Source organism: Pseudomonas rhizozeae (genome assembly GCF_031583775.1).
In the GTDB taxonomy this organism is placed as follows: domain Bacteria; phylum Pseudomonadota; class Gammaproteobacteria; order Pseudomonadales; family Pseudomonadaceae; genus Aquipseudomonas.
Genome location: NZ_JAVLSB010000047.1, coordinates 226,277 through 249,829, shown reverse-complemented (window position 1 = coordinate 249,829; position 23,553 = coordinate 226,277). Strand labels below are relative to the sequence as shown.

Annotated in this window: 26 protein-coding genes; 5 read left to right on the top strand and 21 right to left on the bottom strand. The window is 60.5% G+C overall.

Annotation, left to right across the window (positions count from 1 at the left end; genetic code table 11):
• Positions 1-67: 67 nt before the first annotated feature.
• The 7 genes from thiO to RG836_RS16690 are packed head-to-tail and all read right to left on the bottom strand — an operon-like array spanning position 68 to position 6,839.
• Positions 68-1,168, bottom strand: a complete 1,101-nt coding sequence (thiO, locus tag RG836_RS16720) for a glycine oxidase ThiO (protein WP_310847587.1) — start codon at positions 1,166-1,168, stop codon at positions 68-70.
• Between the two features lie 56 nt (positions 1,169-1,224).
• On the bottom strand, positions 1,225-1,629 hold the full coding sequence (locus tag RG836_RS16715) for a type IV pilin protein (RefSeq protein ID WP_310847584.1): 405 nt from the start codon (positions 1,627-1,629) through the stop codon (positions 1,225-1,227).
• Between the two features lie 13 nt (positions 1,630-1,642).
• On the bottom strand, positions 1,643-4,720 hold the full coding sequence (locus tag RG836_RS16710) for a pilus assembly protein (RefSeq protein WP_310847581.1): 3,078 nt from the start codon (positions 4,718-4,720) through the stop codon (positions 1,643-1,645).
• Complete coding sequence (locus RG836_RS16705; RefSeq protein WP_310847579.1) at positions 4,707-5,186, bottom strand: pilus assembly PilX family protein; 480 nt, start codon at positions 5,184-5,186, stop codon at positions 4,707-4,709. Before RG836_RS16705 ends, RG836_RS16710 begins: the two co-directional genes overlap by 14 nt.
• Positions 5,187-5,197: 11 nt before the next feature.
• Positions 5,198-5,923: a PilW family protein gene (locus tag RG836_RS16700; protein ID WP_310847576.1), complete on the bottom strand. Its 726-nt coding sequence runs from the start codon at positions 5,921-5,923 to the stop codon at positions 5,198-5,200.
• Positions 5,920-6,369, bottom strand: a complete 450-nt coding sequence (gene pilV, locus RG836_RS16695) for a type IV pilus modification protein PilV (protein ID WP_310847574.1) — start codon at positions 6,367-6,369, stop codon at positions 5,920-5,922. Before pilV ends, RG836_RS16700 begins: the two co-directional genes overlap by 4 nt.
• Entirely contained in the window at positions 6,366-6,839 is a 474-nt protein-coding gene (locus RG836_RS16690) for a GspH/FimT family pseudopilin (RefSeq protein WP_310847570.1), read from the bottom strand. The genes pilV and RG836_RS16690 overlap by 4 nt, the downstream gene beginning before the upstream one ends.
• A gap of 131 nt (positions 6,840-6,970) precedes the next feature.
• Between RG836_RS16690 and RG836_RS16685 the strand changes: the two genes are divergently transcribed.
• Positions 6,971-7,519: a GspH/FimT family pseudopilin gene (locus RG836_RS16685; protein WP_310847567.1), complete on the top strand. Its 549-nt coding sequence runs from the start codon at positions 6,971-6,973 to the stop codon at positions 7,517-7,519.
• On the opposite strand, the gene ispH is transcribed toward RG836_RS16685, so the two are convergent.
• The 6 genes from ispH to murJ form a co-directional block, all read right to left on the bottom strand.
• Positions 7,496-8,443, bottom strand: coding sequence for a 4-hydroxy-3-methylbut-2-enyl diphosphate reductase (gene ispH, locus RG836_RS16680; protein WP_310847564.1), 948 nt, complete (start codon positions 8,441-8,443; stop codon positions 7,496-7,498). The genes RG836_RS16685 and ispH overlap by 24 nt on opposite strands.
• A 183-nt stretch (positions 8,444-8,626) precedes the next feature.
• Positions 8,627-9,064: an FKBP-type peptidyl-prolyl cis-trans isomerase gene (fkpB, locus tag RG836_RS16675; protein ID WP_310847739.1), complete on the bottom strand. Its 438-nt coding sequence runs from the start codon at positions 9,062-9,064 to the stop codon at positions 8,627-8,629.
• Between the two features lie 7 nt (positions 9,065-9,071).
• Positions 9,072-9,584: a signal peptidase II gene (gene lspA / locus RG836_RS16670; protein WP_310847561.1), complete on the bottom strand. Its 513-nt coding sequence runs from the start codon at positions 9,582-9,584 to the stop codon at positions 9,072-9,074.
• A complete protein-coding gene (ileS, locus tag RG836_RS16665) occupies positions 9,577-12,408 on the bottom strand; it encodes an isoleucine--tRNA ligase (protein ID WP_310847558.1) in 2,832 nt (943 codons plus the stop codon). Before ileS ends, lspA begins: the two co-directional genes overlap by 8 nt.
• Before the next feature lie 13 nt (positions 12,409-12,421).
• On the bottom strand, positions 12,422-13,360 hold the full coding sequence (ribF, locus tag RG836_RS16660) for a bifunctional riboflavin kinase/FAD synthetase (protein WP_310847555.1): 939 nt from the start codon (positions 13,358-13,360) through the stop codon (positions 12,422-12,424).
• A 129-nt stretch (positions 13,361-13,489) separates the two neighbouring features.
• Complete coding sequence (gene murJ / locus RG836_RS16655) at positions 13,490-15,028, bottom strand: murein biosynthesis integral membrane protein MurJ (RefSeq protein WP_310847552.1); 1,539 nt, start codon at positions 15,026-15,028, stop codon at positions 13,490-13,492.
• 254 nt (positions 15,029-15,282) lie between these two features.
• Between murJ and rpsT the strand changes: the two genes are divergently transcribed.
• The gene (gene rpsT / locus RG836_RS16650) at positions 15,283-15,561 is read left to right on the top strand and encodes a 30S ribosomal protein S20 (RefSeq protein WP_020798646.1); all 279 of its coding nucleotides are present in this window, start codon (positions 15,283-15,285) and stop codon (positions 15,559-15,561) included.
• Between the two features lie 113 nt (positions 15,562-15,674).
• Here rpsT and RG836_RS16645 read toward each other — a convergent pair whose 3' ends face one another.
• The 5 genes from RG836_RS16645 to rplU form a co-directional block, all read right to left on the bottom strand.
• A complete protein-coding gene (locus RG836_RS16645) occupies positions 15,675-16,139 on the bottom strand; it encodes a CreA family protein (RefSeq protein ID WP_310847544.1) in 465 nt (154 codons plus the stop codon).
• Positions 16,140-16,151: 12 nt separating this feature from the next.
• Positions 16,152-17,270, bottom strand: a complete 1,119-nt coding sequence (gene proB, locus RG836_RS16640; RefSeq protein WP_310847541.1) for a glutamate 5-kinase — start codon at positions 17,268-17,270, stop codon at positions 16,152-16,154.
• Between the two features lie 137 nt (positions 17,271-17,407).
• On the bottom strand, positions 17,408-18,631 hold the full coding sequence (gene cgtA, locus RG836_RS16635) for an Obg family GTPase CgtA (protein WP_310847538.1): 1,224 nt from the start codon (positions 18,629-18,631) through the stop codon (positions 17,408-17,410).
• A gap of 193 nt (positions 18,632-18,824) precedes the next feature.
• Positions 18,825-19,100, bottom strand: a complete 276-nt coding sequence (gene rpmA / locus RG836_RS16630; protein WP_007943982.1) for a 50S ribosomal protein L27 — start codon at positions 19,098-19,100, stop codon at positions 18,825-18,827.
• 35 nt (positions 19,101-19,135) lie between these two features.
• Entirely contained in the window at positions 19,136-19,450 is a 315-nt protein-coding gene (gene rplU / locus RG836_RS16625) for a 50S ribosomal protein L21 (RefSeq protein WP_003176051.1), read from the bottom strand.
• 240 nt (positions 19,451-19,690) lie between these two features.
• Here rplU and RG836_RS16620 point away from each other — a divergent pair, with 240 nt between their 5' ends.
• From RG836_RS16620 to RG836_RS16610, 3 genes are all read left to right on the top strand, one after another.
• The gene (locus RG836_RS16620; RefSeq protein WP_310847532.1) at positions 19,691-20,659 is read left to right on the top strand and encodes a polyprenyl synthetase family protein; all 969 of its coding nucleotides are present in this window, start codon (positions 19,691-19,693) and stop codon (positions 20,657-20,659) included.
• 123 nt (positions 20,660-20,782) lie between these two features.
• Positions 20,783-21,124: a zinc ribbon domain-containing protein YjdM gene (locus RG836_RS16615; protein ID WP_310847528.1), complete on the top strand. Its 342-nt coding sequence runs from the start codon at positions 20,783-20,785 to the stop codon at positions 21,122-21,124.
• Positions 21,125-21,328: 204 nt separating this feature from the next.
• Positions 21,329-21,586 (top strand): PA4570 family protein, encoded by a 258-nt coding sequence (locus tag RG836_RS16610; protein WP_123514520.1) that lies wholly within the window; start codon positions 21,329-21,331, stop codon positions 21,584-21,586.
• A gap of 143 nt (positions 21,587-21,729) precedes the next feature.
• Here the strand turns inward: RG836_RS16610 and RG836_RS16605 are convergent, their stop codons facing one another.
• From RG836_RS16605 to RG836_RS16595, 3 genes are all read right to left on the bottom strand, one after another.
• Complete coding sequence (locus tag RG836_RS16605) at positions 21,730-22,347, bottom strand: FKBP-type peptidyl-prolyl cis-trans isomerase (RefSeq protein ID WP_310847524.1); 618 nt, start codon at positions 22,345-22,347, stop codon at positions 21,730-21,732.
• A 119-nt stretch (positions 22,348-22,466) separates the two neighbouring features.
• Positions 22,467-22,778, bottom strand: coding sequence for a DUF6482 family protein (locus tag RG836_RS16600; RefSeq protein WP_310847521.1), 312 nt, complete (start codon positions 22,776-22,778; stop codon positions 22,467-22,469).
• Between the two features lie 205 nt (positions 22,779-22,983).
• The gene (locus RG836_RS16595) at positions 22,984-23,472 is read right to left on the bottom strand and encodes a TIGR00645 family protein (RefSeq protein WP_310847518.1); all 489 of its coding nucleotides are present in this window, start codon (positions 23,470-23,472) and stop codon (positions 22,984-22,986) included.
• Positions 23,473-23,553 lie beyond the last annotated feature (81 nt).

Here is a 23,553-nt window from a genome sequence, read left to right as displayed (position 1 = left end):
CTTTGTGGCGAGGGAGCTTGCTCCCTCGCCACAAAAAAGCAGCGCCTCGATAAAAAATCGACGTGAACTAGATCCGTCCCGCCGGTGCATACGGAGCCGGGTCAATAATCGGCTTACGGCCCAGCAGCACGTCGGCGAACAATTGGCACGATGCCGGCGCCAGTACCAGGCCGTTACGGTAATGCCCGCAGTTGAGCCACAGCCCCGCGAAACCCGGCACAGCCCCAATAAACGGAATACCTTCCGGCGAGCCCGGCCGCAATCCGGCCCAGTGCCCCACCCGCTCGGCATCGGCCAGGGCCGGTATCAAGTCGATCGCGGACGCTTTCAAGCTTTCCAAGGCAGCCTCGGTCGGGGTTTTGTCGAAACCTTCATGTTCCAGGGTGCTGCCGATCAAAATGTGTCCGTCCCGCCGGGGGATCGCATAACGCCCCTTGGCCAGGACCATCCTCGGCAGGAAATCCGCCGCGCATTTGTAGAGGATCATCTGACCTTTGACCGGCTCCACCGGCAATTCAAGCCCCAAGGACTTGAGCAGGTCACCGCTCCAGGCGCCGGCCGTGAGCACCACCTGATCCCCGCGGATTTCCCCTTGCTTCGTTTGTACGCCGACCACCCTGTCGCCATCGCGGACGAATCCGCTGACTTCGCACTGCTCATGAAGGGTGACGTTGGGCAACGCCAGCAACGCCGCTTTCAGTGACTTCACCAGCCGTGGATTGCGCACATTGGCGACGTCGGCCATGTACACCGCCCGATTGAAACCCGGGCCCAGCACCGGCACCGCATCGTGTACCGCCGAGATATCAACGGCACGCAACGGCCGACTCTCCCGTTGCGCCCAGGCCAGCGCTTCAGCTTCGTCATCGAGATCGAGCCAGTACAGGCCGGTGGTGTGCACTTCAGGGTCAAGGCCAGTCCTGGCCAGCAGGTGCTCGCCGAGTTGTGGATAAAAATCCTGCGACCAATGCGCCAGCGCCGTCACCGCCGGGCTGTAGCGCCACGGGTACAGCGGCGAAACGATCCCGCCGCCGGCCCAGGACGATTCCTGGCCAACGTTCGAGCGATCCAGCAGCACGATACTGTCCACGTCAGCGGCGAGATTGAACGCCGTCAGCAGGCCAATGACTCCGCCGCCGACAATCACCACTTGCTGTTGCTTGGCCATCTTGTGTTCCAACTATTCAATGAGACAGAGGGCGCAAAAGGCGCCCGGAAGGTAACTCAGCGGCCCCAGCAATCCTTGGTGGTAAGCCCGGCGGTAGCATTTTCCATGTTCCTGACGCCGGTGTTGCTGAGGGTGAAGTCGCCACATTTGTCGGTGGCCATCGAGGTCCCGGCCTTGCGCGTTGCAATCAGCCGGAACGTGGTCTCGGTCAAGGTCGGGGTGATCGTATAGAAATCATTGCCTGCGCTCAGGCCGGTCGGCATGGTGTTGTAGACGTTGGTCCTGGAATAGGTGCGCTCGAGGATCTGCGCCTGCTCCGACAGCAACCCGGCGATCTCGGTGCGACGGCCCTTCTTCAGGTACTCGGTGAGGCTCGGGTAGCCGATGGTGATCACGATCCCGATGATCGCAATCACGATCATGATTTCGATCAGGGTGAAACCTTGGTTGGGTCTACGCATGCTCAACGCTCGCTTACTGGATTTGTCGCCACATGATGCGACGGCTACCGCCGCCGGATTTTTCCACCAAGGTGGTAATACCGCCACTGGAATCGTTCACGATCTTGCGGGTGGCGCCATTGACGATGGCGTTCAGGGTCGGGATGCCGCCGCTGAAGATCACCCCGCTGGAGATCGTGTCATTGGTGTCGACCACCCCATCGTTGTTGGTATCGAGCACCGCATAGTTGAGCATCTTACCGCTGAACGCCTCGAGTTCGACCAGTTTGCCGGTGCCGAAGCTGGCGCAGGGGTCCGTGGTATCGACGCCTGCGGTGGTGAAAACAATGCGCCCGAGTACCAGGCTGGCCTGGTTGATTACCCGCTCGCCGGTCAGGGCGTTGTTGTAGATCAGCGGCAAGTACCAGCCCTTTTCACCAGGGTAGGTGGTGTCGTTCTGGCTGGTGGTAATGAATTGCCCGCTGCTGCCGCTGAACACCCCGGTGACCGCTTGCGCCTGCAAATTGGCCACCGTGATTTGACCCGATCCGCCGTCGGCGTCCCAGATGGAGTAAAACGCCTGCAAATCCTTGTTGGTCTTGTCCGCTGTCTCGTTGAATTTGCCGGTGCCGAAGAACACTTGCTTGCCACCCTGAGCATTGTCCGCCAGCAAGGGTTGCGCGGTAATCGGCTGCGTGGCACCGCCGGGCGCGGTAAACAACGGTTTGCCGGCGAATGCCACACCCCAGGAGTCAGCGCTGGTGCTGCTCAGGTCAAATTTCCACAATCGCCCTCTCAGGTCACCGCCATAGGCCGCCTGGACCACGTTCAGCGAGTTGACCCTGAGTTTCACCGAAGACAAACCGTTGTTGGTGTCGGTGCTGTCGACCACGATTTTCTTGATCAGCGAGCCGTCGCGAATATCCACCACGTACAGCGCCGCCAGTCCGGAGTTGCTGCCATAGCCGTTGGCGATGAACGCCGCCCAGCGACCGTCGGACAAGCGCGCCACTTCCGGCCGCGCGTAGGCGTAACCCAGGTCATTGAAGGCGTTCGCGGGGTTGGCGGTGGTCGGCGCGCTGATTTCCCACTGCGCTCGGTACGCATTGCCCGCCGCGGCATCGAACAGTTGCACCGCGTAAAACGTTTTGCCCCCCGCCCCCATGCCGCCCAGGGCCAGGGTTTTCCAGACGCCGTTGAGTTGCGCGTCGAATACCCCGATCTGGCCATCCGCCAGGAACTTGTGACTGACGCCGTTGATGTAACCGGTATCGGCGATGTAGCGCAGCGATGGCAACACGCTGGACGGCATGTAGGCGTAGCGGCGCGCACCGTTGGCGCTGTTGATGACATTGAGGAAGCCATCGTTGGCGTTCACCACCAGGCTGCTGCTCATGTTGCTGGCCTTGGTGGTCAGGTAGGTGCTGTAACTGGTATCGCCGGTGAGGTCGGACGCGGTTTGCTCGGTAGGCGAGGCCAGGGCCAACGGCGAGTTGATGATGTCGCCGAGCAACACGCTGCGAACCTTGAGCCCGGTCTTGTTGGTGCCCTTGCTCCATTCCACCAGGTCGTTGCCGGTGATCCCGGTGGGCAACCCGGCATTCAGCGTGGCTTGCTGGGCGGCGGAAAAGTTACCGAACGCCAGGGTTACCGGAGTATTGCTCGCAGTGTTCCAGGATTGATAGATCGCCGGCGTTGAGGCTGGGGTGATCGCCGTGTCCGTGGTCCACAGTACTGCCGAAGTATTGACCGCGCCGCTGGCATTGAAGCCGAACGACTTGATGGTGCCGCGCCAGTCCTTGGGATCGTAACTGGTCTGGAAATAACGGGTGCCGCTGGCAACGGTCGTGCCGCTGGTGACGCCGCTGCCACCGGAGCCGGCCTTCGAGGTGATATCGCTGAGGGCTGAAGACAGCGCGGCGTTCAGGCCAGTACTGTCAGTCGCTTGGTAATACTTGCCCTGACCATAGCTGGCAGCATCCGACAGCATCTGGTTGGTGGCGGTGAAGCCGACGGTGTAGGTGTTCATGTTCTGTTTCGGGAAATCCACCGCGTTCCAACTCTTGCCGGAGGCGTCGATACCGGTGGAGCGCATGTCGATATCAAAGGCGAACTTGGCAATGTCGTCGAGGTACAGGGTGTCACCCTCGCCGTCGCCATTGAGATTGTCGCCATCGTTGTTGATCCCGTCCCAGTTCGGCAGGCGCGTACCGCCCAGTGGGTCGTTGGTCGGGAAGGTGCGGTCAAAGGTCGGCAAGCCATCGGTGATCACCACCCCGTAGTTTTTCTGGCAGCGGTACTGAATCGGACTGGTGTAGGTGGCGGGCGTACTGTTGTAGTAAGGCGTCATGCCGCGAAAGTAGCGGGTGATCTCGTAATAGGTTTCCGCCAGCGGCGTGTTGGCCACCGCGTTCAGGTTGTTGATGGCGTTGATCAGCCCGTTGTAATCGTTGATCTGCGCCTGGGTATAGTTACCGCTGGTGCCCCCCAGATCGGCGATCGGCCGTGCAATAAAGCCACCGTTGCCCGAGTTGTTGTTGGTCGGCGGATTGAAGGTGGACAGGCCAATGCGCAATCCGCGATTACTGGCCACCAGCGCCGTGGACACGTTACGGGCGACGTTGATCCGATAATCGTTGGGGATTGAACCGTTGGTGAAGTCGCGGTTACTGCCGTTGGCCAGTCCCACCAGGTAGGAGATGTAATCGGCCGTATAGCGCGTGTTGCCGTTGCCCACCGGGTCCGGCAGGTTGATGCATTGCGGTGCCAGGCTGTTGTTGAAAAACGCATAGGCGCCGCGGGAGCAACCAGAGGTCGGGAGGCTGGACAGGAAGATCGAGTCGCCGGTGATTTCCGAGTTGCCCAGGCACAGCCCCAGCAAGGCGTTGCACTGGCGAGCGGGCGTGCGATTGATCGTCGGATCGAATCCTGCGGCAAACATGATGGTGTTCATGCTGCCCGAGTCGTCAATCAGCAGCATCACGTTGGGCGGCACGGCGGCCGCGCTCAACAACGGCGAGTCCGACGGGGTAAAGGCGTACACCGGTGCGGCCAGGTACAGGCCCAGCAACGCGCCGACGCAACAGCGGGCGAAGCGTTCAATACTTCGCATAGATGCTCTCCACCACGCTGCGGGTGCTGCCGGCCATACCGACCGCAGTGACGCGATACAGGGTCGCCGAGGTATTGCTCGGCACGTTCACCGCCGTCAGCGTAGTGCCGATATTTTGCACCGCATACAAACCGCTGCCGGCGGCAATCCAGGTCACGCCGGACGTGGGGTTGGCTCCGGCGCCGGTCACCACGGCCGATTCCGCCGGCGGCGCGCACTGCACGGTGGTGGCGCACACCGGCAACGAATAACTGTCGAGTTGTACTGCGCTCTCGCCAACCCGCAGCGTCGCTTCCGCGCTCTGGAAGGATTGGTTGCGCAGGCTGACGCTGCCGGCCATTTTTTCTTGCAGGGTGGCGTTCTGCATCGATGAAAGACCGAGCAAGGTCAGCAACAGCAGAAACACCAGGCTGATCAGCAAAGCCATGCCGCGCTGGGTGGACGGTGGATTGAACGTCATACGCATCGGCCCTCCCCTCACAGCAAGCGGTTGCGCAAAGCGGCAACCACATTGAAGGTTTGGTTGCGTACCCGGTTGTTCGGGTCGGTGAGGGTCAGCGACAGACGCACGCTGCGAATCAGTGCAGGGTCTGGCGGGTTGCTGCTGTAACCGGACGCCGCGGTGTCGCTGGCACTGGCGGCGACGCCGAAAGTCACGTTGAACGCGCTGACATTGTTGACCAACACTGCCTGCGCCGGATTACCGCTGCCAGTGCCCATCAGCAGCTGGCCATTGGCAAAGCTGTAGACCAGCCGCCGGATCGGGAACGCCAGTTGTCCCGCCACCGGCGCGCGCAGCCCCGTGTAAGCGGTGGCGTTGTTACGGCAATCGGAGAGCACGGTCCAGGTCGGCGTGCCGCCGTTGCTGCCGATGTCCGCCGTGACCAGAGTCAGCTTGAGCGAAGCATTGTCCCAGCGAACCGGGGTGATCTGGCTGGCGTTGAAATCCCCGGCGGAGCTGGCATCGGTGATGGTGCCCAGGCAGCCGAACATGCCGACCATGCGGATCTCCTGAATCATCTTGCTCAAGACGAAACGCGCATCCTCCTGCATGCCGGCGGCGGCGTTCTGGCTGACCAACGTATTTTTCGCGGCGATGAACACCTGCGCCACCCCGAGCACCACGATCAGGCTCAAGGCCAGGGCGATCATCAATTCGATCAGGCCGAAGCCACGGGAAAGGCTGGGATCGAACGGCTTCATGGCGTGGCCACCGGATCGACCGTGGCACGACTGGTCAGCACGAAGCTGCGACGGTCGTTTGCGACATTGGCGGCGCGGGAGTCGTCCCAACTGATGGTGATGGTGTAGACCCGCTGATTCAGGGTGATGCTTGCGGTCGCGGTGGGGCCGCCGAAATCGATGACGTTCTGCTTGAAGTCGTAGAGGTCCTGGTCGCGGGCGACGCCGAGGTTGCCCGACGAGGGCGGCGAAACGGTGTAGTCGGCACCGGAATTGGCACGGATGCGGTCGAGCATGTCATAGGCGATAAAACTGGCCTGGCTGGTCATCCGCGCACTGTCGGTGTATTTCAACGCATTGAGCTGGATCGCCGCCGCCCCCAGCAGCCCGACGCCGAGAATCAGCATCGCCACCAGCACTTCAATCAGCGTCATGCCCTCCTGGGCCCCCCGGTTCCTTCCCGTCATCCGCAATTTCCACCCAGTACGATTCGTCCATTCAGGCATACGCTCAGCGTCCTGCTTTGCGTGCCCAGTACATAGTTCATGACCACCGCCGCGGCGGGCACCGACAACCCGCCGAGGTTGTTGAAATCGATGCTGGTCACCCCTGAGGGTAGCGTCAGAGTCGCGCCGCTGCTCATCGCTGGAACAACCCGCAATACATTGGCCGAATTGCCAGTACCGTCGTAGACCGCCAGTTCGCCGGTCCAGACGCTGCCGCCAGCGGTCGGCCGAATGCGCGTGGTCACTCCTCGATTAATCGCTTCAAGCCGCGCGTAGTTGAGGCCGCGCTGCAGGTCGCCGATCTCAGTGTCGGCCTTGGTACTTTGCGTGACGCGGGTAAACATCGGCACCGCCAGCGTAAGCAGAACCAGCAACACGGCGATCGCTACCAGCAACTCGATCAGCGTGAAACCTTTTGTACGATGATCCATCGATGCCCTCCGTTGCCGTCGGCTATACCTGCTTCTACACGCTAGAACATCCTGCCGTATCCCGTGCAGATGTTTTGCCATGACCCGGGCACGGATTGCCCGGACCCGGCTGGCTCCACGGAGGGAGACTCATGCCACAACAGGGCTTCAGCCTGATCGAACTGTTAATGGGACTGGCGATTGCGACAATTGTTCTGCTGTGGATCAGCCCGACGTTTAAGGACGTGATCCAGTCGAGCCGCCGCGAAGAGGCCGCGCAGGCGCTGATCAGCGGTTTGAGCCATGCCCGCAGCGAAGCCGTCACGCGTAATCAGACGTTGCTGATCCATGGAATCAACGACGACTGGAGCCAGGGTTGGCGAATCATTGTGGATATCAGCGGCCAGGGCCACGAGGACCGCAGCAATCCGCTACTGGTGGAACGCCAGGGCGACGTTCGAGTGCCGGTGGTGGGCAACCGGCCAGTGCACCACTTCATTCGCTTCAGCAGCGCGGGCGAGCCGTTGCTGCCCAGTGGCGCCTTCCAGGCCGGAACGCTGCACATCTGCGATGGCCGGGAAGCGCTCAGCCACCATCAAATCGTACTGAGCCGCACCGGGCGTATCAGCCTGCGCAGCGAGAAAGCCGAGCAGGCGTTGTGTGTTGCGGGTCAGGCATCACAGCAAGGATTTGACCCGTAGTTCCTTAGGCATGGAGAAGGTGATGTTCTCCTCGCGGCCGGCCAGTTCATCGGCCCCGGTCGCGCCCCAGGCTTGCAACTGCTGGATCACGCCGCGCACCAGCACTTCCGGTGCCGAGGCTCCGGCGGTGATGCCTATGCGCTCGACACCTTCGAACCAGCTCTGCTGCATGTCTTCAGCGCCGTCGATCAGGTAGGCCGGCGTGGCCATGCGCTCCGCCAGCTCCCGCAGGCGGTTGGAGTTGGAACTGTTGGGGCTGCCGACCACCAGCACCACGTCGCACTCGTCAGCCAGTTGCTTGACCGCGTCCTGGCGGTTTTGCGTGGCGTAGCAGATGTCGTCCTTGCGTGGCCCGCCGATGGCCGGGAAACGCGTGCGCAGGGCGTCGATCACTCGGCTGGTGTCGTCCATGGACAGGGTGGTCTGAGTCACGAAGGCGAGTTTTTCCGGGTTGCGCACGTTCAGCGCCGCTACGTCTTTCTCGTCTTCGACCAGGTAGATCGCGCCGCCATTGCTGGCGTCGTACTGACCCATGGTGCCTTCGACTTCCGGGTGCCCGGCGTGGCCGATCAGGATGCACTCACGGCCATCGCGGCTGTAGCGGGCGACTTCGATGTGGACTTTGGTCACCAGCGGACAGGTGGCGTCGAATACTTTCAGGCCACGGCCCGCGGCTTCGCTGCGTACTGCCTGGGAAACACCGTGGGCACTGAAGATGACGATGACGTCATCCGGCACCTGGTCCAATTCTTCGACGAAGATTGCCCCACGGGCGCGCAGGTCTTCGACGACGAATTTGTTGTGGACCACTTCGTGGCGCACGTAGATCGGCGGCCCGAAGACTTCCAGGGCGCGGTTGACGATTTCGATCGCCCGGTCCACGCCGGCGCAGAAGCCACGGGGGTTGGCGAGTTTGATGTGCATGCTGTGCCTCGTGTCTTGCGCGCAAGAAATGAAATGCCTGCAGCCGAACACCAGGTTGGCCACAGTGAACATCCTGTGGGAGCGAGCCTGCTCGCGAAAGCGGCGTACCAGACGACATCAGTATTGGATGTCAGTCAGTATTCGCGAGCGGGCTCGCTCCCACACCAAATCGAATTCAATCGATTACAGCGCTTTAACGCTGAAGATCTCAACGTCAAAGGTCAATGTCTTGCCGGCCAGCGGGTGGTTGAAATCGATGGTCACTTCGGTGTCATCGAACGCTTTTACTACCCCTGGCAACTCAGTATTGGCCGCATCGTTGAAGATCACCAGTAAGCCTTCGGACAGGTCCATGCCTTCGAATTGCGAACGCGGGATGATCTGTACGTTTTGCGGGTTTGGCTGGCCGAACGCGTTTTCCGGCTCGATGCTCAGGGTACGCTTGTCGCCGGCCTTAAAACCGAACAGCGCCGCCTCGAAACCTGGCAACAGGTTGCCGTCACCGACCTTGAAGGTCGCCGGGGCCTTGTCGAAGGTGCTGTCCACCGTGTCGCCGTTCTCCAGGCGCAATGCAAAGTGCAAGGTGACTTCCGTGTTCTGGCCGATGCGTTGCTCAGCCAATACCTGTTCAGTCATGAACGGCTTCTCCGGTTTTCTTGGATTTGAACATGTCCAGGGCCAGCATCACTGCACCGACGGTAATCGCACTGTCGGCAAAGTTGAACGCCGGGAAGTACCAGCGGTTCTGCCAGTGGACCAGAATAAAATCGATCACATGGCCCAGGGCGATGCGGTCGTACAGGTTGCCCAGCGCGCCGCCCAGCACCAATGCCAGGGCCACCGCCAGCCAGGTTTCATTGCGCCCCAAGCGCTTGAGCCAGACCACCAGCACCGCACTGACCACAATCGCGATCAGGGCGAACAGCCAGCGCTGCCAGCCGGAGCTGTCGGCGAGGAAACTGAAGGCCGCGCCGGTGTTGTAGGCCAGGGTCCAGCTGAAGTAGTCCGGAATGACCACGATCCGTTGGTACATGGTCAACGAGCCTTCGAAGTAGAACTTGCTGGCCTGGTCGATGACCAGAACCAGCACGCTCAACCACAACCAGCTCAACCGCCCGAAGCGGCCAGCGACATTAGGCATAGTGACGAACCTCGCCGGCGCCGCTGATGTTGTCGACGCAACGACCGCAGATTTCCGGGTGCTCCGGGTTCACACCGACGTCTTCGCGGCAGTGCCAGCAACGGGCACATTTCGGGAACGCCGACTTGACGATCTTCAGCTTCAGGCCGCTGACCTCGGTGACCACCGCATCCGCTGGCGCTTGCACGAACGGTGCGACGCTGGCGGTGGAGGTGATCAGTACGAAGCGCAGTTCGTTGCTCAGCTTGGCCAGGTCGGCGCTCAAGGCGTCTTCGGCGAACAGCGTCACTTCGGCTTGCAGGTTGCCACCGACGGCTTTGGCCGCGCGCTGAATTTCCATTTCCTTGTTGACCGCGACCTTGACCGCCATCACGCGATCCCAATAGGCGCGACCCAGTTCGAAGCCTTCCGGCAGTTCAGTCAAGCCTTCGTACCAAGTGTTGAGCATCACCGATTCGTTGCGCTCGCCCGGCAGGTATTCCCACAGTTCGTCGGCGGTGAAGGCCAGGATCGGAGCGATCCAGCGCACCAGCGCTTCAGAGATGTGATACAGCGCGGTTTGCGCCGAACGACGCGCCTTGCTGTTGGCGCCGGTGGTGTACTGGCGATCCTTGATGATGTCGAGATAGAAACCGCCCAGCTCCTGCACGCAGAAGTTGTGGATCTTCGAGTAGACGTTCCAGAAGCGGTATTCGCCATAGTGCTCTTGCAACTCGCGCTGCAGCAGCAGCGTGCGGTCCACGGCCCAACGGTCCAGCGCCAGCATGTCTTCGGCGGGCAGGATGTCGGTGGCCGGATTGAAACCGGTCAGGTTGGAAAGCAGGAAGCGCGCGGTGTTACGGATACGCCGGTAAGCATCGGCGCTGCGCTGCAGGATTTGCTCGGAAACCGCCATTTCGCCGGAATAGTCGGTAGATGCAACCCACAGACGCATGATGTCGGCGCCCAGGGTGTCGTTGACTTTCTGCGGCGCGATCACGTTGCCCAGCGACTTGGACATCTTGCGCCCGGCTTCGTCGACGGTGAAACCGTGGGTCAGCAGTTCGCGGTACGGCGCGTGGTTGTCGATGGCGCAACCGGTCAGCAGCGACGAGTGGAACCAGCCGCGGTGCTGGTCGGAACCTTCCAGGTACAGGTCGGCGCGCGGGCCGCTGTCGTGGCCCATCGGGTGCGAACCGCGCAGGACGTGCCAGTGCGTGGTGCCGGAATCGAACCAGACGTCGAGGGTGTCGCTGATCTTGTCGTACAGCGGTGCCTCGTCGCCGAGCAATTCGGCGGCATCCATCTTGAACCAGGCTTCGATGCCTTCGACTTCGACGCGCTGGGCAACTTCTTCCATCAGCTCAGCGGTGCGCGGGTGCAGCTCGCCGCTTTCCTTGTTGAGGAAAAACGGAATCGGCACGCCCCAGTTGCGCTGGCGGGAGATGCACCAGTCCGGGCGGTTGGCGATCATCGAATGCAGGCGCGCCTGACCCCAGGCCGGGACGAACTTGGTGTCTTCGATGGCTTTGATCGCGCGGTTGCGCAGGGTGTCACCACGGGTGGGCGCTTTGTCCATGCCGATGAACCACTGCGCGGTGGCGCGATAGATCAGCGGGGTCTTGTGGCGCCAGCAGTGCATGTAGCTGTGTTCGATGACGGTGGTGTGCAGCAGCGCACCGACTTCGGTCAGTTTTTCGACGATCGCCGGGTTGGCTTTCCAGATGAACTGGCCGCCGAAGAATTCTAGCGACGGCACGTACACGCCGTTGCTTTGCACTGGATTGAGGATGTCGTCGTTGACCATGCCGTACTTCTTGCAGGTCACGAAGTCGTCCACGCCGTAAGCCGGGGCGGAGTGAACCACGCCGGTGCCTGCGCCCAGTTCCACATACTCAGCCAGGTAGACCGGCGACAAGCGATCGTAGAACGGGTGACGGAAATTGATCAGTTCCAGCGCGGCGCCGGTGGTGGTGGCGATCACCGAGCCTTCGAGGTTGTAGCGCGCCAGGCACGACTCGACCAGTTCTTCGGCCAGCACCAGCAGCTTGTCGCCAACGTCGACCAGCGCATAGGTGAATTCCGGGTGAACGTTGAGCGCCTGGTTGGCCGGAATGGTCCACGGGGTGGTGGTCCAGATCACGATTGCAGCAGGCTTGCTGAGGGACGCCAGACCGAACGCCGCGGCCAGTTTGGCCTCGTCGGCGATTGGGAAAGCGACGTCGATGGTCGACGACTTCTTGTTTTCGTACTCGACTTCCGCCTCGGCCAGGGCCGAACCGCAATCGAAGCACCAGTTCACCGGCTTGAGGCCCTTGAACACGAAGCCACCCTTGACGATTTCCGCCAGGGCGCGGATTTCACCGGCCTCGTTCTTGAAGTCCATAGTCTTGTACGGGTTGGCCCAGTCGCCCAGCACACCGAGACGGATGAACTCGGACTTCTGCCCTTCGATCTGCTCGGTGGCGTAGGCACGGCACAGCTCGCGGGTCTTGTCGGCGCCCAGGTTCTTGCCGTGGGTCACTTCGACCTTGTGTTCGATCGGCAGACCGTGGCAGTCCCAGCCCGGTACATACGGCGCGTCGAAACCTGACAGGGTTTTCGAGCGGATGATCATGTCTTTGAGAATCTTGTTCAGCGCATGACCGATGTGAATCGTGCCGTTGGCGTACGGTGGACCGTCGTGCAGGACGAACTTCGGACGATCCTTGCCAATTTCGCGCAACTTTCCGTACAGGCCAATGCTGTCCCAGCGCTGCAGAATCTGCGGTTCGCGCTGAGGCAGGCCGGCCTTCATTGGGAAGGCGGTGTCCGGAAGGTTTAGCGTGGCTTTATAGTCGGTCATTTAAGGCTCTTCATTAGCGATTAGCGCTAGGTGCGGCTAGTGCACGGGCGGCGGCGACATCCGCATTGATCGCCGTCTTAAGCGCCTCCAGAGAGGCGAAACGCTGCTCTTCACGCAGCTTGTGGTGGAAAACCACTGTCAAACGCCGGTCATACAAATCGGCGGCAAAATCCAGTAGGTGTACTTCGAGGTGGGCTTTGCCATCCCCTTGAACCGTGGGCCGCACGCCGATATTGGCGACGCCGGGCCAGGTCTTGCCGTCGATATCGACGTTGACCAGGTAAACACCGGTCAGCGGCACACGACGGCGCTTGAGTTGAATATTGGCTGTGGGTGTTCCCAACTGGCGAGCGAGTTTCTGGCCGTGCAGCACTCGCCCGGCGATCCGGAACGGTCGGCCGAGCAAGCGTTCGGCCAATTCAAAATCAGCGGCGGCCAGGGCATTACGCACCTGGGTGCTGCTGACGCGAATGCCATCCAGCTCGACGGTTTGCGCGGCCTCAACGGTAAAACCCTGGACGGTGCCGGCCTGTTGCAGGAAATCGAAATCACCGACCCGGTCACAGCCGAAGCGGAAATCGTCGCCGACTTCCAGATGCTGCACGCCCAGGCCATAGACCAGGATGGTGTCGACGAATTCGGCGGCGCTGAGTTTGCTCAAGCGCTGGTTGAACGCCAGGCAGAGCACCCGGTCGACGCCTTCGTCGGCCAGCAGCTGCAGCTTGTCACGCAGACGGGCCAGGCGAGCGGGCGCGGTGTCCGGGGCGAAAAACTCCCGGGGCTGCGGCTCGAAAATCACCACGCAGCTGGGCACGCCCAACTCAAGCGCACGCTCACGCAGACGCGCCAGGATGGCCTGGTGGCCGCGGTGAACACCGTCAAAGTTGCCAATAGTGGCGACACAGCCCCGATGCTGGGGGCGCAGGTTGTGGAGGCCTCGAACCAGCTGCATAACGCGCTTCTTGCTCATAAAGTGGGCGATTATAACCACACCCGGTGGTCGACGACAGGCAACAGAGTAACGCAAAGTGAGGCAACCGATGAAACCGCTGCCTGATGCGGTTTCATCGGCTGGATGTCTTCAGCTCAACGACTTGCGATTGAAGTCGCGCAAACGGAAGCCCAGCAGCAGCAACATGCCGAAATATGCCACCACGCCCGCCACGACCAGCGCACCCAGCCGCAGGAATCGCTCCAGCATTTGCCCGTCTTCCCAGGCTGGCATGAAATGCATCAACCCGAGCAGCACCGCCGACATCACCGCCACGGCGACGATCAGCTTGGCGCCAAATTTTGCCCAGCCAGGCTGCGGCTGGTACATCTGCTGCTTGCGCAGTTGGTAAAACAGCAATCCGGCATTCAGGCAGGCGCCGGCGCTGATGGCCAGCGCGAGTCCGGCGTGGGCCAGCGGGCCGATCAATGCCAGGTTGAACAATTGCGTCACCACCAGGGTGAAGATGGCGATCTTCACCGGGGTGCGGATGTTCTGCTGTGCATAAAAGCCCGGGGCGAGGACCTTGATCACAATAATCCCCAGCAGGCCCACCGAGTAGGCAATCAGCGCGCGCTGAGTCATGGCGGCGTCGAAGGCACTGAATTGGCCGTACTGGAACAGCGAGACGGTCAGGGGCTCGGCAAGAATCCCCAAAGCCAGTGAGCACGGGAGCACCAGCACGAAGCATAAGCGCAGACCCCAGTCGAGAATCCGCGAGTATTCGTGACGATCCTGGCTGGCGTAGGTCTTGGCCAGGGTTGGCAGCAAAATGGTACCCAGCGCCACGCCGAGCACGCCGGACGGCAGCTCCATCAAACGGTCGGCGTAGTACATCCATGACACCGAACCGGCCACCAGGAACGACGCAAAAATGGTGTTGATGATCAGCGAAATCTGGCTCACCGAGACCCCGAGAATCGCCGGCAGCATTTGCTTCATCACCCGCCATACACCGCTGTCACGCAGATTGAGGCGAGGCAGCACCAGCATGCCGATCTTTTTCAGGTGCGGCAGTTGATACAGCAACTGCGCCAGGCCACCCACCAGCACCGCCCAGCCCAGGGCCATCACCGGCGGATCGAAATACGGCGTGAGGAACAGCGCGAAAATAATCATGCTGACGTTCAGCAGCGTCGGCACGAAGGCCGGCACCGAGAAACGGTTATAGGTATTGAGGATCGCCCCGGCCAGGGACGACAGGGAGATCAGCAATATATAAGGAAAGGTCACCCGCAACAGATTGGAGGTAAGTTCGAACTTCTCTGGCGTATCGGTAAACCCCGGCGCGGTGGCCCAGATCACCCACGGCGCGGCGAGCATGCCCAGTGCGGTGACGACCGCCAGCACCAGGGTCAGCAGGCCAGACACGTAGGCAATAAAGGTACGCGTCGCCTCCTCGCCTTTCTGGCTCTTATACTCGGCGAGAATCGGCACGAAAGCCTGGGAAAACGCACCCTCGGCGAAGATCCGCCGCAGCAGGTTGGGCAATTTGAAGGCGATGAAGAAGGCATCCGTCGCCATCCCGGCCCCGAATGCCCGGGCAATAAGGGTGTCACGCACGAACCCCAGAATCCGGGAAAGCATCGTGATAGAGCTGACGGCGGCCAACGATTTGAGCAAATTCATTGAGGGGTTTTTTGCCTGTCGATAAACAGCAGGCGAACAATGCGCCCACTTATGCGATACTCCGCGCCGCGCAACAGCACAGAGCCAAAGCTCGCGAGTTTACAGGTCAAGCGCCGGAAATAAATATCCCGGAGTTCCACACCTACCACTTAGCGGAACGTCTCAGCCGCCCTTGACAAGACTTCAACTCATCGGCATGATTCGCGGCCTATTTTGTTTGCTATTTCCTAAAAAGTCTTTCGAGGAGCTCGACGGTGGCCAACTCACCTTCCGCCAAAAAACGTGCAAAACAGGCTGAGAAGCGTCGCAGCCACAACGCCAGCCTGCGTTCCATGGTCCGTACCTACATCAAAAACGTAGTTAAGGCCATCGACGCAAAAGACGCTGAAAAAGCGCAAGCTGCTTACGTTCTGGCTGTGCCAGTTATCGACCGCATGGCCGATAAAGGCATCATCCATAAGAACAAAGCCGCTCGCCATAAGAGCCGCCTGAATGGCCACGTTAAGGCCCTGAACGTTGCCGCTGCTGCCTAAGCGACACGCTCATTAAAAAACCGACCTCAGGGTCGGTTTTTTATTGCCTGCGATTTATCGGGTATCACACAAAAAATAGGTGGGAGCGAGCCGGCTCGCTCCCACCTCTGGAATTACTGAACGTGCGCCCACGGCAAGATCGGAATCGCCGTCACCGCGTTCTGCGGGCTGCCTTCGATCAAGCGGTCGCTATAGACCAGGTACACCAGGGTATTGCGCTTCTTGTCGAGGAAACGCACCACCTGCATGGTCTTGAACACCAACGAGGTGCGCTCCTTGAACACTTCATCGCCGTCCTTCAGCTCACCCTTGAAGCTGATCGGGCCCACCTGGCGGCAGGCGATCGAGGCTTCGGCGCGATCTTCGGCCAGACCCAACCCACCCTTCACGCCGCCAGTCTTGGCCCGGGACAGGTAGCAGGTCACGCCTTCGACTTTGGGATCATCGAACGCCTCGACCACGATCCGGTCATTCGGCCCGACAAACTTGAACACTGTCGATACCTGGCCAATCTCTTCGGCCGAGACCAGCAGCGGCACGGCCAACAGCAAGCCCAACAATCCTTTTGCGATGCGCATTGAGCGTTTTCCTCAGACCAGAATCAGGTTGTCGCGGTGCACCAGTTCCGGCTCCGCCATGTAACCGAGCAATCCGACAATCGCGTCAGACGATTGGCCGATGATTTTTTGCGCTTCCAAAGCGCTGTAGTTAGCCAGGCCACGGGCGATCTCACGACCGTCCGGCGCCACGCACACCACCATCTCGCCCCGGCGAAAGCTGCCTTGCACCAGCTTCACCCCGACCGGCAGCAGACTCTTATTGCCCTGAGACAGCGCCGAGACAGCGCCCGCGTCCAGCACCAGCGTGCCACGGGTTTGCAGATGCCCCGCCAGCCATTGCTTGCGCGCGGCGAGCATGCCGCGCTCGGGCGAGAGCAAAGTGCCGATCCGCTCGCCCGCCTTCAAACGATCCAGCACCCGCTCGAGGCGGCCACCAACGATGATCGTGTGCGCCCCGGACCGCGCCGCCAGCCGCGCAGCACGCAGCTTGGTCTGCATGCCGCCACGCCCCAGCGCCCCGCCGGTACCGCCGGCCACTGCGTCCAGCGCCGGGTCGTCGGCACGCGCTTCGTAGATCAGGTTGGCGTCCGGATTGCTGCGCGGGTCGGCGTCGAACATGCCATCGCGATCGGTGAGGATCACTAGCAAGTCCGCCTCGACCAGGTTGGCCACCAGCGCCGCCAAGGTGTCGTTGTCGCCGAAGCGGATTTCATCGGTGACCACGGTGTCGTTCTCGTTGATCACCGGGATGACCTTCAGCTCAACCAATGCGCGCAAAGTGCTGCGGGCGTTGAGGTAGCGCTTGCGGTCGGACAAGTCGTCGTGGGTCAGAAGAATCTGCGCGGTGTGCCGGCCATGCTCGCCGAAGCTCGACTCCCAGGCCTGCACCAGGCCCATCTGGCCAATCGCGGCGGCAGCCTGCAGTTCATGCATCGCACTGGGTCGAGTGGTCCAGCCCAAGCGGCTCATACCCGCCGCTACCGCGCCTGACGAGACCAGCACCAATTCCACGCCAGCTTCGTGCAACGCCACCATCTGCTCGACCCAGACACCCATTGCCGCGCGATCCAGGCCCTTGCCGTCTGCTGTCAGCAACGCGCTGCCGATCTTTACGACCCAACGCTGCGCACCTGTCACCTTGCTCCGCATCATTTTCAACCTTAGCTTGAGGACAGCGCGACCTGGCACTGCCCGTGACGTTATTCGTGGTTATTCGTGACCAACGATCGATTTCCAGATACTAAAACGCCGCTCGATTGAGCGGCGCTTAAGTTTACTGCAACGAATCAGTCGCGCACGTAAATGATTTCCGGACCGTCTTCATCATCCACGTCTTCTTCGTCCCAATCATCGTCGCCGATGTCGTGGACCGACTTGACGCCGCTGCGACGCAGGGCGCGCTGGTCATCCAGCGCCTGCAACTGGGCGCGGGCTTCGTCTTCGATGCGCTGGTCGAGATCGGCCAGTTCTTCCTTGTACACCGGATCGCTGGCCAAGCGGTCAGCACGATCTTCCATGTAACGCATGATGTCGTGGCACAGACGCTCGGTGCCGAGCTTGGAGATTGCCGAGATCACGTAGACCGGACCGGTCCACTCCAGACGATCGACGATTTCCTTGACCCGGGCATCGTGCTCCTCTTCGAGGAGCTGGTCGCACTTGTTCAGCACCAGCCAGCGATCACGCTCCGCCAGGGACGGGCTGAACTTGGTCAGCTCGCTGACGATCACTTCAGCGGCGTCCGGTGCGCTGGCGTCATCCAGCGGCGCCATGTCGACGAGGTGCAGCAACAAACGGGTACGGGCCAAGTGCTTGAGGAAGCGGATCCCCAGGCCAGCGCCGTCGGAAGCCCCTTCGATCAGCCCCGGAATGTCGGCGACCACGAAGCTCTTCCAGCGATCGACGCTGACCACGCCCAGGTTGGGCACCAGGGTGGTGAACGGGTAATCAGCGACTTTCGGCTTGGCGGCGGACACCGAACGGATAAACGTACTCTTACCGGCGTTCGGCAAGCCCAGCAGACCGACGTCGGCCAGCACTTTCATTTCCAGCTTCAGGTCGCGCGCCTCACCAGGCTTGCCCGGGGTGGTTTGACGCGGTGCGCGGTTGGTACTGGATTTGAAACGGGTGTTGCCCAGACCGTGCCAGCCGCCGTGGGCCACCAGCAAACGCTGGCCAGCCTTGGTCAGATCACCAATGACTTCCTGAGTAGCGGAGTCAATTACTGTGGTGCCGACCGGCACGCGCAGCACCAGTTCTTCGCCTTTCTTGCCGGTGCAGTCGGTGCTGCCGCCGTTCGAGCCACGCTCGGCATCGAAATGCCGGGTATAGCGGTAGTCGACCAGGGTGTTGAGGTTTTCGTCGGCCACCATGTACACCGAACCACCATCACCACCGTCGCCGCCGTTAGGGCCGCCGTTCTCGATGAATTTTTCGCGACGGAAGCTCATGCAACCATTGCCGCCGTCGCCGGCCTTTACTCGAATCGATACTTCATCAACAAACTTCATAACAAAACGCCTCTCGCCATACGGACGAGCCGAAAAAACCTAGACATAAGACTCTTGCAAAAATGAGCGCAGCGACCTCAATCAACGACCGCAAATCCAGCGCTGGAGCCCATTACAAACAGCTTTGCAAGAGACTCACCCCACAAACGAAAAAGCCCCGTCGCGAGACAGGGCTTTTCCAGCAACCACGTAATTATGCAGCGACGACGTCAGTCTTCGGAACAATGCTTACGTAACGGCGATTGAAAGCGCCTTTTACTTCGAACTTGATCACGCCGTCGATTTTCGCGAACAGGGTGTGATCTTTACCCATGCCAACACCGTAACCGGCGTGGAATTGGGTGCCGCGCTGACGCACGATGATGTTGCCCGGAATGATGACCTGGCCGCCATACATCTTCACGCCAAGGCGTTTGGCTTCTGAGTCGCGACCGTTACGGGTACTACCACCAGCTTTTTTGTGTGCCATGAGTTCAATTCTCCTAGTGAGGAATTAGGCTGAAATTAAGCCTGAATACCGGTGATTTTGATCTCGGTGTACCACTGGCGGTGGCCCATACGCTTCATGTGGTGCTTACGACGACGGAACTTGATGATGCGGACTTTATCGTGACGACCTTGGGAGATCACTTCAGCCACAACGGTAGCGCCAGCAACAACTGGAGCACCGATATTCACGTCATCGCCATTGGCGACCAACAGAACGCGATCAAAAGTCACGGATTCGCCGGTAGCGATTTCCAGTTTTTCAATCTTCAGGTATTCACCTGGGGCGACTTTGTATTGCTTGCCACCAGTAACGATTACTGCGTACGACATGGTATTTCTCCGATAATCCTGCTCACCCAGCTCTTTATAGGAAGAGGTATTGGCTGGCATGGCTGCATAAGGCTGGAAGGCCCGATTGCAATTGCGTAAGGCAGGTGCTGCCCAGGAAGTTCAGGGTGCGCGATTGTACGCAAGCTGCTTGAGGCTTGCAAGGGGCTGTCTAACGCGCCTTGACACCTGCCGATGCGGGTCCTAGCATGCCGCGCAACCCTTCTGGAGCGACTGTCGCTGATGCAACCCCAAGCTTTTTACCGCGCGGTGGCGGACGATTTTAGCGCCGTGGACGGCATTATCAAGAAACAGCTGACCTCCAGGGTGCCGCTGGTCTCGAAAATCGGCGATTACATCACCTCGGCGGGCGGCAAACGCCTGCGTCCTTTATTGGTGTTGTTGTGCGGCAAGGCGCTGGGTCGCGAAGGCGATGACTTGCGCCTGCTGGCGGCAACCATCGAATTCCTGCACACCGCCACCCTGCTGCATGACGATGTGGTCGACATGTCCGGCATGCGCCGTGGCCGATCGACCGCCAACGCCATGTGGGGCAACGCCCCGAGCGTGCTGGTCGGCGATTTCCTGTACTCGCGCTCGTTCGAGATGATGGTCGAACTGGGCTCGATGCCGGTGATGAAGATCCTCTCGCAAGCCACGCGCATCATCGCTGAAGGCGAGGTGTTGCAGCTGTCCAAGGTGCGCGACGCCAGCACCACCGAAGAAACCTACATGGAAGTCATCCGCGGCAAGACCGCAATGCTCTTCGAGGCGTCGACCCACAGCGCCGCCGCTCTGTGCGAGGCGACGCCGGAACAGCGTGAAGCCTTGCGCAAGTTCGGCGATCACCTGGGTGTGGCGTTCCAACTGGTCGACGACCTGCTGGACTACAAGGGCGACGCCGAGACCCTGGGCAAGAACGTCGGTGACGATCTGGCCGAAGGCAAGCCGACCTTGCCGCTGATCTACACCATGCGCGAAGGCACGCCGGAGCAGGCGGCGCTGGTCAAGCAGGCGATCCAGAAAGGCGGCATTGAAGACCTGGAGAGCATTCGCATTGCCGTGGAAGCCTCCGGTTCGCTGGAGTACACCGCACAACTGGCCCGCGATTACGTCGCCCGTGCCATTGAATGCCTCGACGCCCTGCCCGCCAGCGAGTACCGCGACGCGCTGGTGGAGCTGAGTGAATTTGCCGTGGCCCGCACGCACTAAACGCTGATCCTCAAGGGGGCAAGCCTGCTTGCCCCTACAGGTTAAACCGCGCGCCGCGCCCCCTCCGGTCTAAATCCCTATACAATGTGCGCTTTTTAGCGATCCTCACCCCAAGGAGCCCTAGTGAGCACGTTGCCTCCCTGCCCGAAATGCAATTCCGAATACACCTACGAAGATGGCGCACAGCTGATCTGCCCTGAGTGCGCGCATGAATGGTCTGCCTCGGGCGAAACCGAAGTCGCTGCCGACGACGCTGTAAAAAAGGATTCGGTGGGTAACGTCCTGCAAGACGGAGACACCATCACCGTCATCAAGGACTTGAAGGTCAAGGGCACGTCGCTGGTGGTCAAGGTCGGCACCAAGGTCAAAAACATCCGCCTGTGCGATGGCGATCACGATATCGACTGCAAGATCGACGGCATTGGCCCGATGAAACTCAAATCCGAGTTCGTCAGAAAAGTCTAATGTGCAGCACTCCCCCTCCCGCGCCTGGCGCGGGACGGCGCATCACCCTCCCCGCTATATCCGCGCAAATACACAATAGCCAAACGCCGGCCAAGTTGATCCCGCGCAAGCCTTCGGCACAAATAATCAGAAACCGCCAATAGGCCCTTGCTATTTGATGAATAAGAATTATTCTCATTGAACCCTTCAAAGGAGATGAGAACCATGACTTATTTGATCGATGCCTGGCTGGACCGTCCACACCCTTACCTGCGAATCCTGCATCGGGAAACCGGGGAAGTCTGTGCGGTGCTTGAGGAAGAAGCCTTGAACGAACTGCAGGATCAGGGCGACCTGGACGTCAACGGCTTGAGTTCCAGCGAGCCGGTGGTGCTGAAGGAACTGGTGCGCAATCTGTTTCTGTTCTGCTATGCCCGGGCATTGCGCCCTTCGCATGAACTGCACCACAAGATAGAACTATGAAAATGCAACATGTCGGAGCGAGCCCTGTGGGAGCGGGCTTGCTCGCGAAGAGGCCATAAGGTTCAACATCATCGTTGAATAAAACACCGCTTTCGCGAGCAAGCCCGCTCCCACATGATCGAGCCCGCTCCAACAATCAGGTCTTACAGAACTTCCAGCAACTCAACGTCAAACACCAGCACGCTGTGCGGCGGAATGCTGCCAACGCCTTGAGCGCCGTAAGCCAGTTCGCTCGGCACGTACAGTCGCCATTTGCTGCCGGCGTTCATCAGTTGCAGGGCCTCGGTCCAGCCAGCGATCACGCCGCCAACCGGGAATTCCGCAGGCTGGCCGCGATCGTAGGAGCTGTCGAACACAGTGCCGTCGATCAGGGTGCCGTGGTAGTGAGTGCGCACGGTGTCTTCACGGGAAGGCTTGGCGCCCTCGCCAGCGGTCAACACTTCGAATTGCAGGCCGGACGCCAGGGTGGTGATGCCGTCACGCTTGGCGTTTTCCGCCAGGAATGCCAGGCCTTCGCCAGCGGCTGCTTCTGCTTTGGCAGCGGCTTCAGCCTGCATGATTTCGCGAATGACTTTGAAGCTGGCGGCCATTTCTTCCTGACCCACACGGCTCGGCAGCCCGCCAAAGGCGTCGGTCAGGCCAGCCAGGATGGCGTTCAGGTCAACGCCCGGCGGCGGGTTGTCGCGCAGTTGGTCGCCCAACTGACGGCCAATACCGTAGCTGACGCGGGTTTCGTCGGTGGACAGATTTACTTCGGACATGACACTGCTCCGCTGTGCGGACGGCCCTGGAGTTGCCGTGCGTGCACAGCGCCTCCCGGAACGCCCGGAACCAAAAGGGCGAGCAGACTAGCACAGATGCCAGGGTGGTGATGAGCGCCTCAGCGCGCCCACACCGAGCGAAAGTGGATCGGCACCTTCAGGCTCTCTTCGGCGCTGGGGCCCAGGCCGCACATTTCATCGTGCACCGAGGTGTGTACCAGATTGAACGGCAGTTCCGGACAGGCCTGCAACACATCACGCGCATGCTCCACCGAGCGCAGGCGGAACATGCCGCCATGGATATCGCTCAGTGGATACGCCGCGCCATGCATGCGCGCTTCCAGCAGGTAGATCCCGCCTTCGAGGGAAATCAGATTGAGCTCATCGACCTTGCCGGCGATGGCATAGGCGTTCAGTTCTTGCAGGTTCATGGACGTACCTCACGCGATGGAGAGCCAGGACCTGTACAGGCATAAGCCTGGATGCTTGAAAGCACAAGGTGTGGGGATTGCCGCTGGTCGGGTTGGCGTGTTGGGGATGGGGGGGCTGCTTCGCAGCCCAGCGGGAGCAAGCTCCCTCGCCACAGCTAGCCCCCTCGCCACAGGTAAGCGCTCTCACCTCAGAGCGCGTCGGCGCTTAGTGCTTGGTCAGCTTGTCCAGGTAGCCCATGGCAAACGCCGACACCACGAAGGTCATGTGGATGATCACGTACCACATCAGGTGTTGGGGATCGACGTTCTTGGCGTCCATGAAGATCCGCAGCAGGTGAATCGACGAAATCGCCACGATCGAGGCGGCGACTTTCATCTTCAGCGACGAGGAGTCCATGGTGCCGAGCCAGTTGAGCTTCTCTTTGTTCTCGTCGATGTCCAGTTGCGAGACGAAGTTCTCGTAGCCGGAAATCATCACCATCACCAGCAAGCCACCCACCAGCGCCATGTCGATCAACGACAGCAGCACCAGGATCAGCTCGGATTCAGCCATGGCAAACACATTAGGGATGATATGAAAAACTTCCTGGAAGAATTTCAGCGCCAACGCCAACAAGCCCAGCGACAGACCGAAATAAATCGGTGCCAGCAGCCAGCGGGAGGCGTACATCGCGTTTTCGATAAAGCGTTCCATGAAATCTCACACAAGGGTCGGAAATGGCGGCGAGTATAACAGCCGCTTTCCTACACCCGAAACCGCTGGGAAATCCACAAC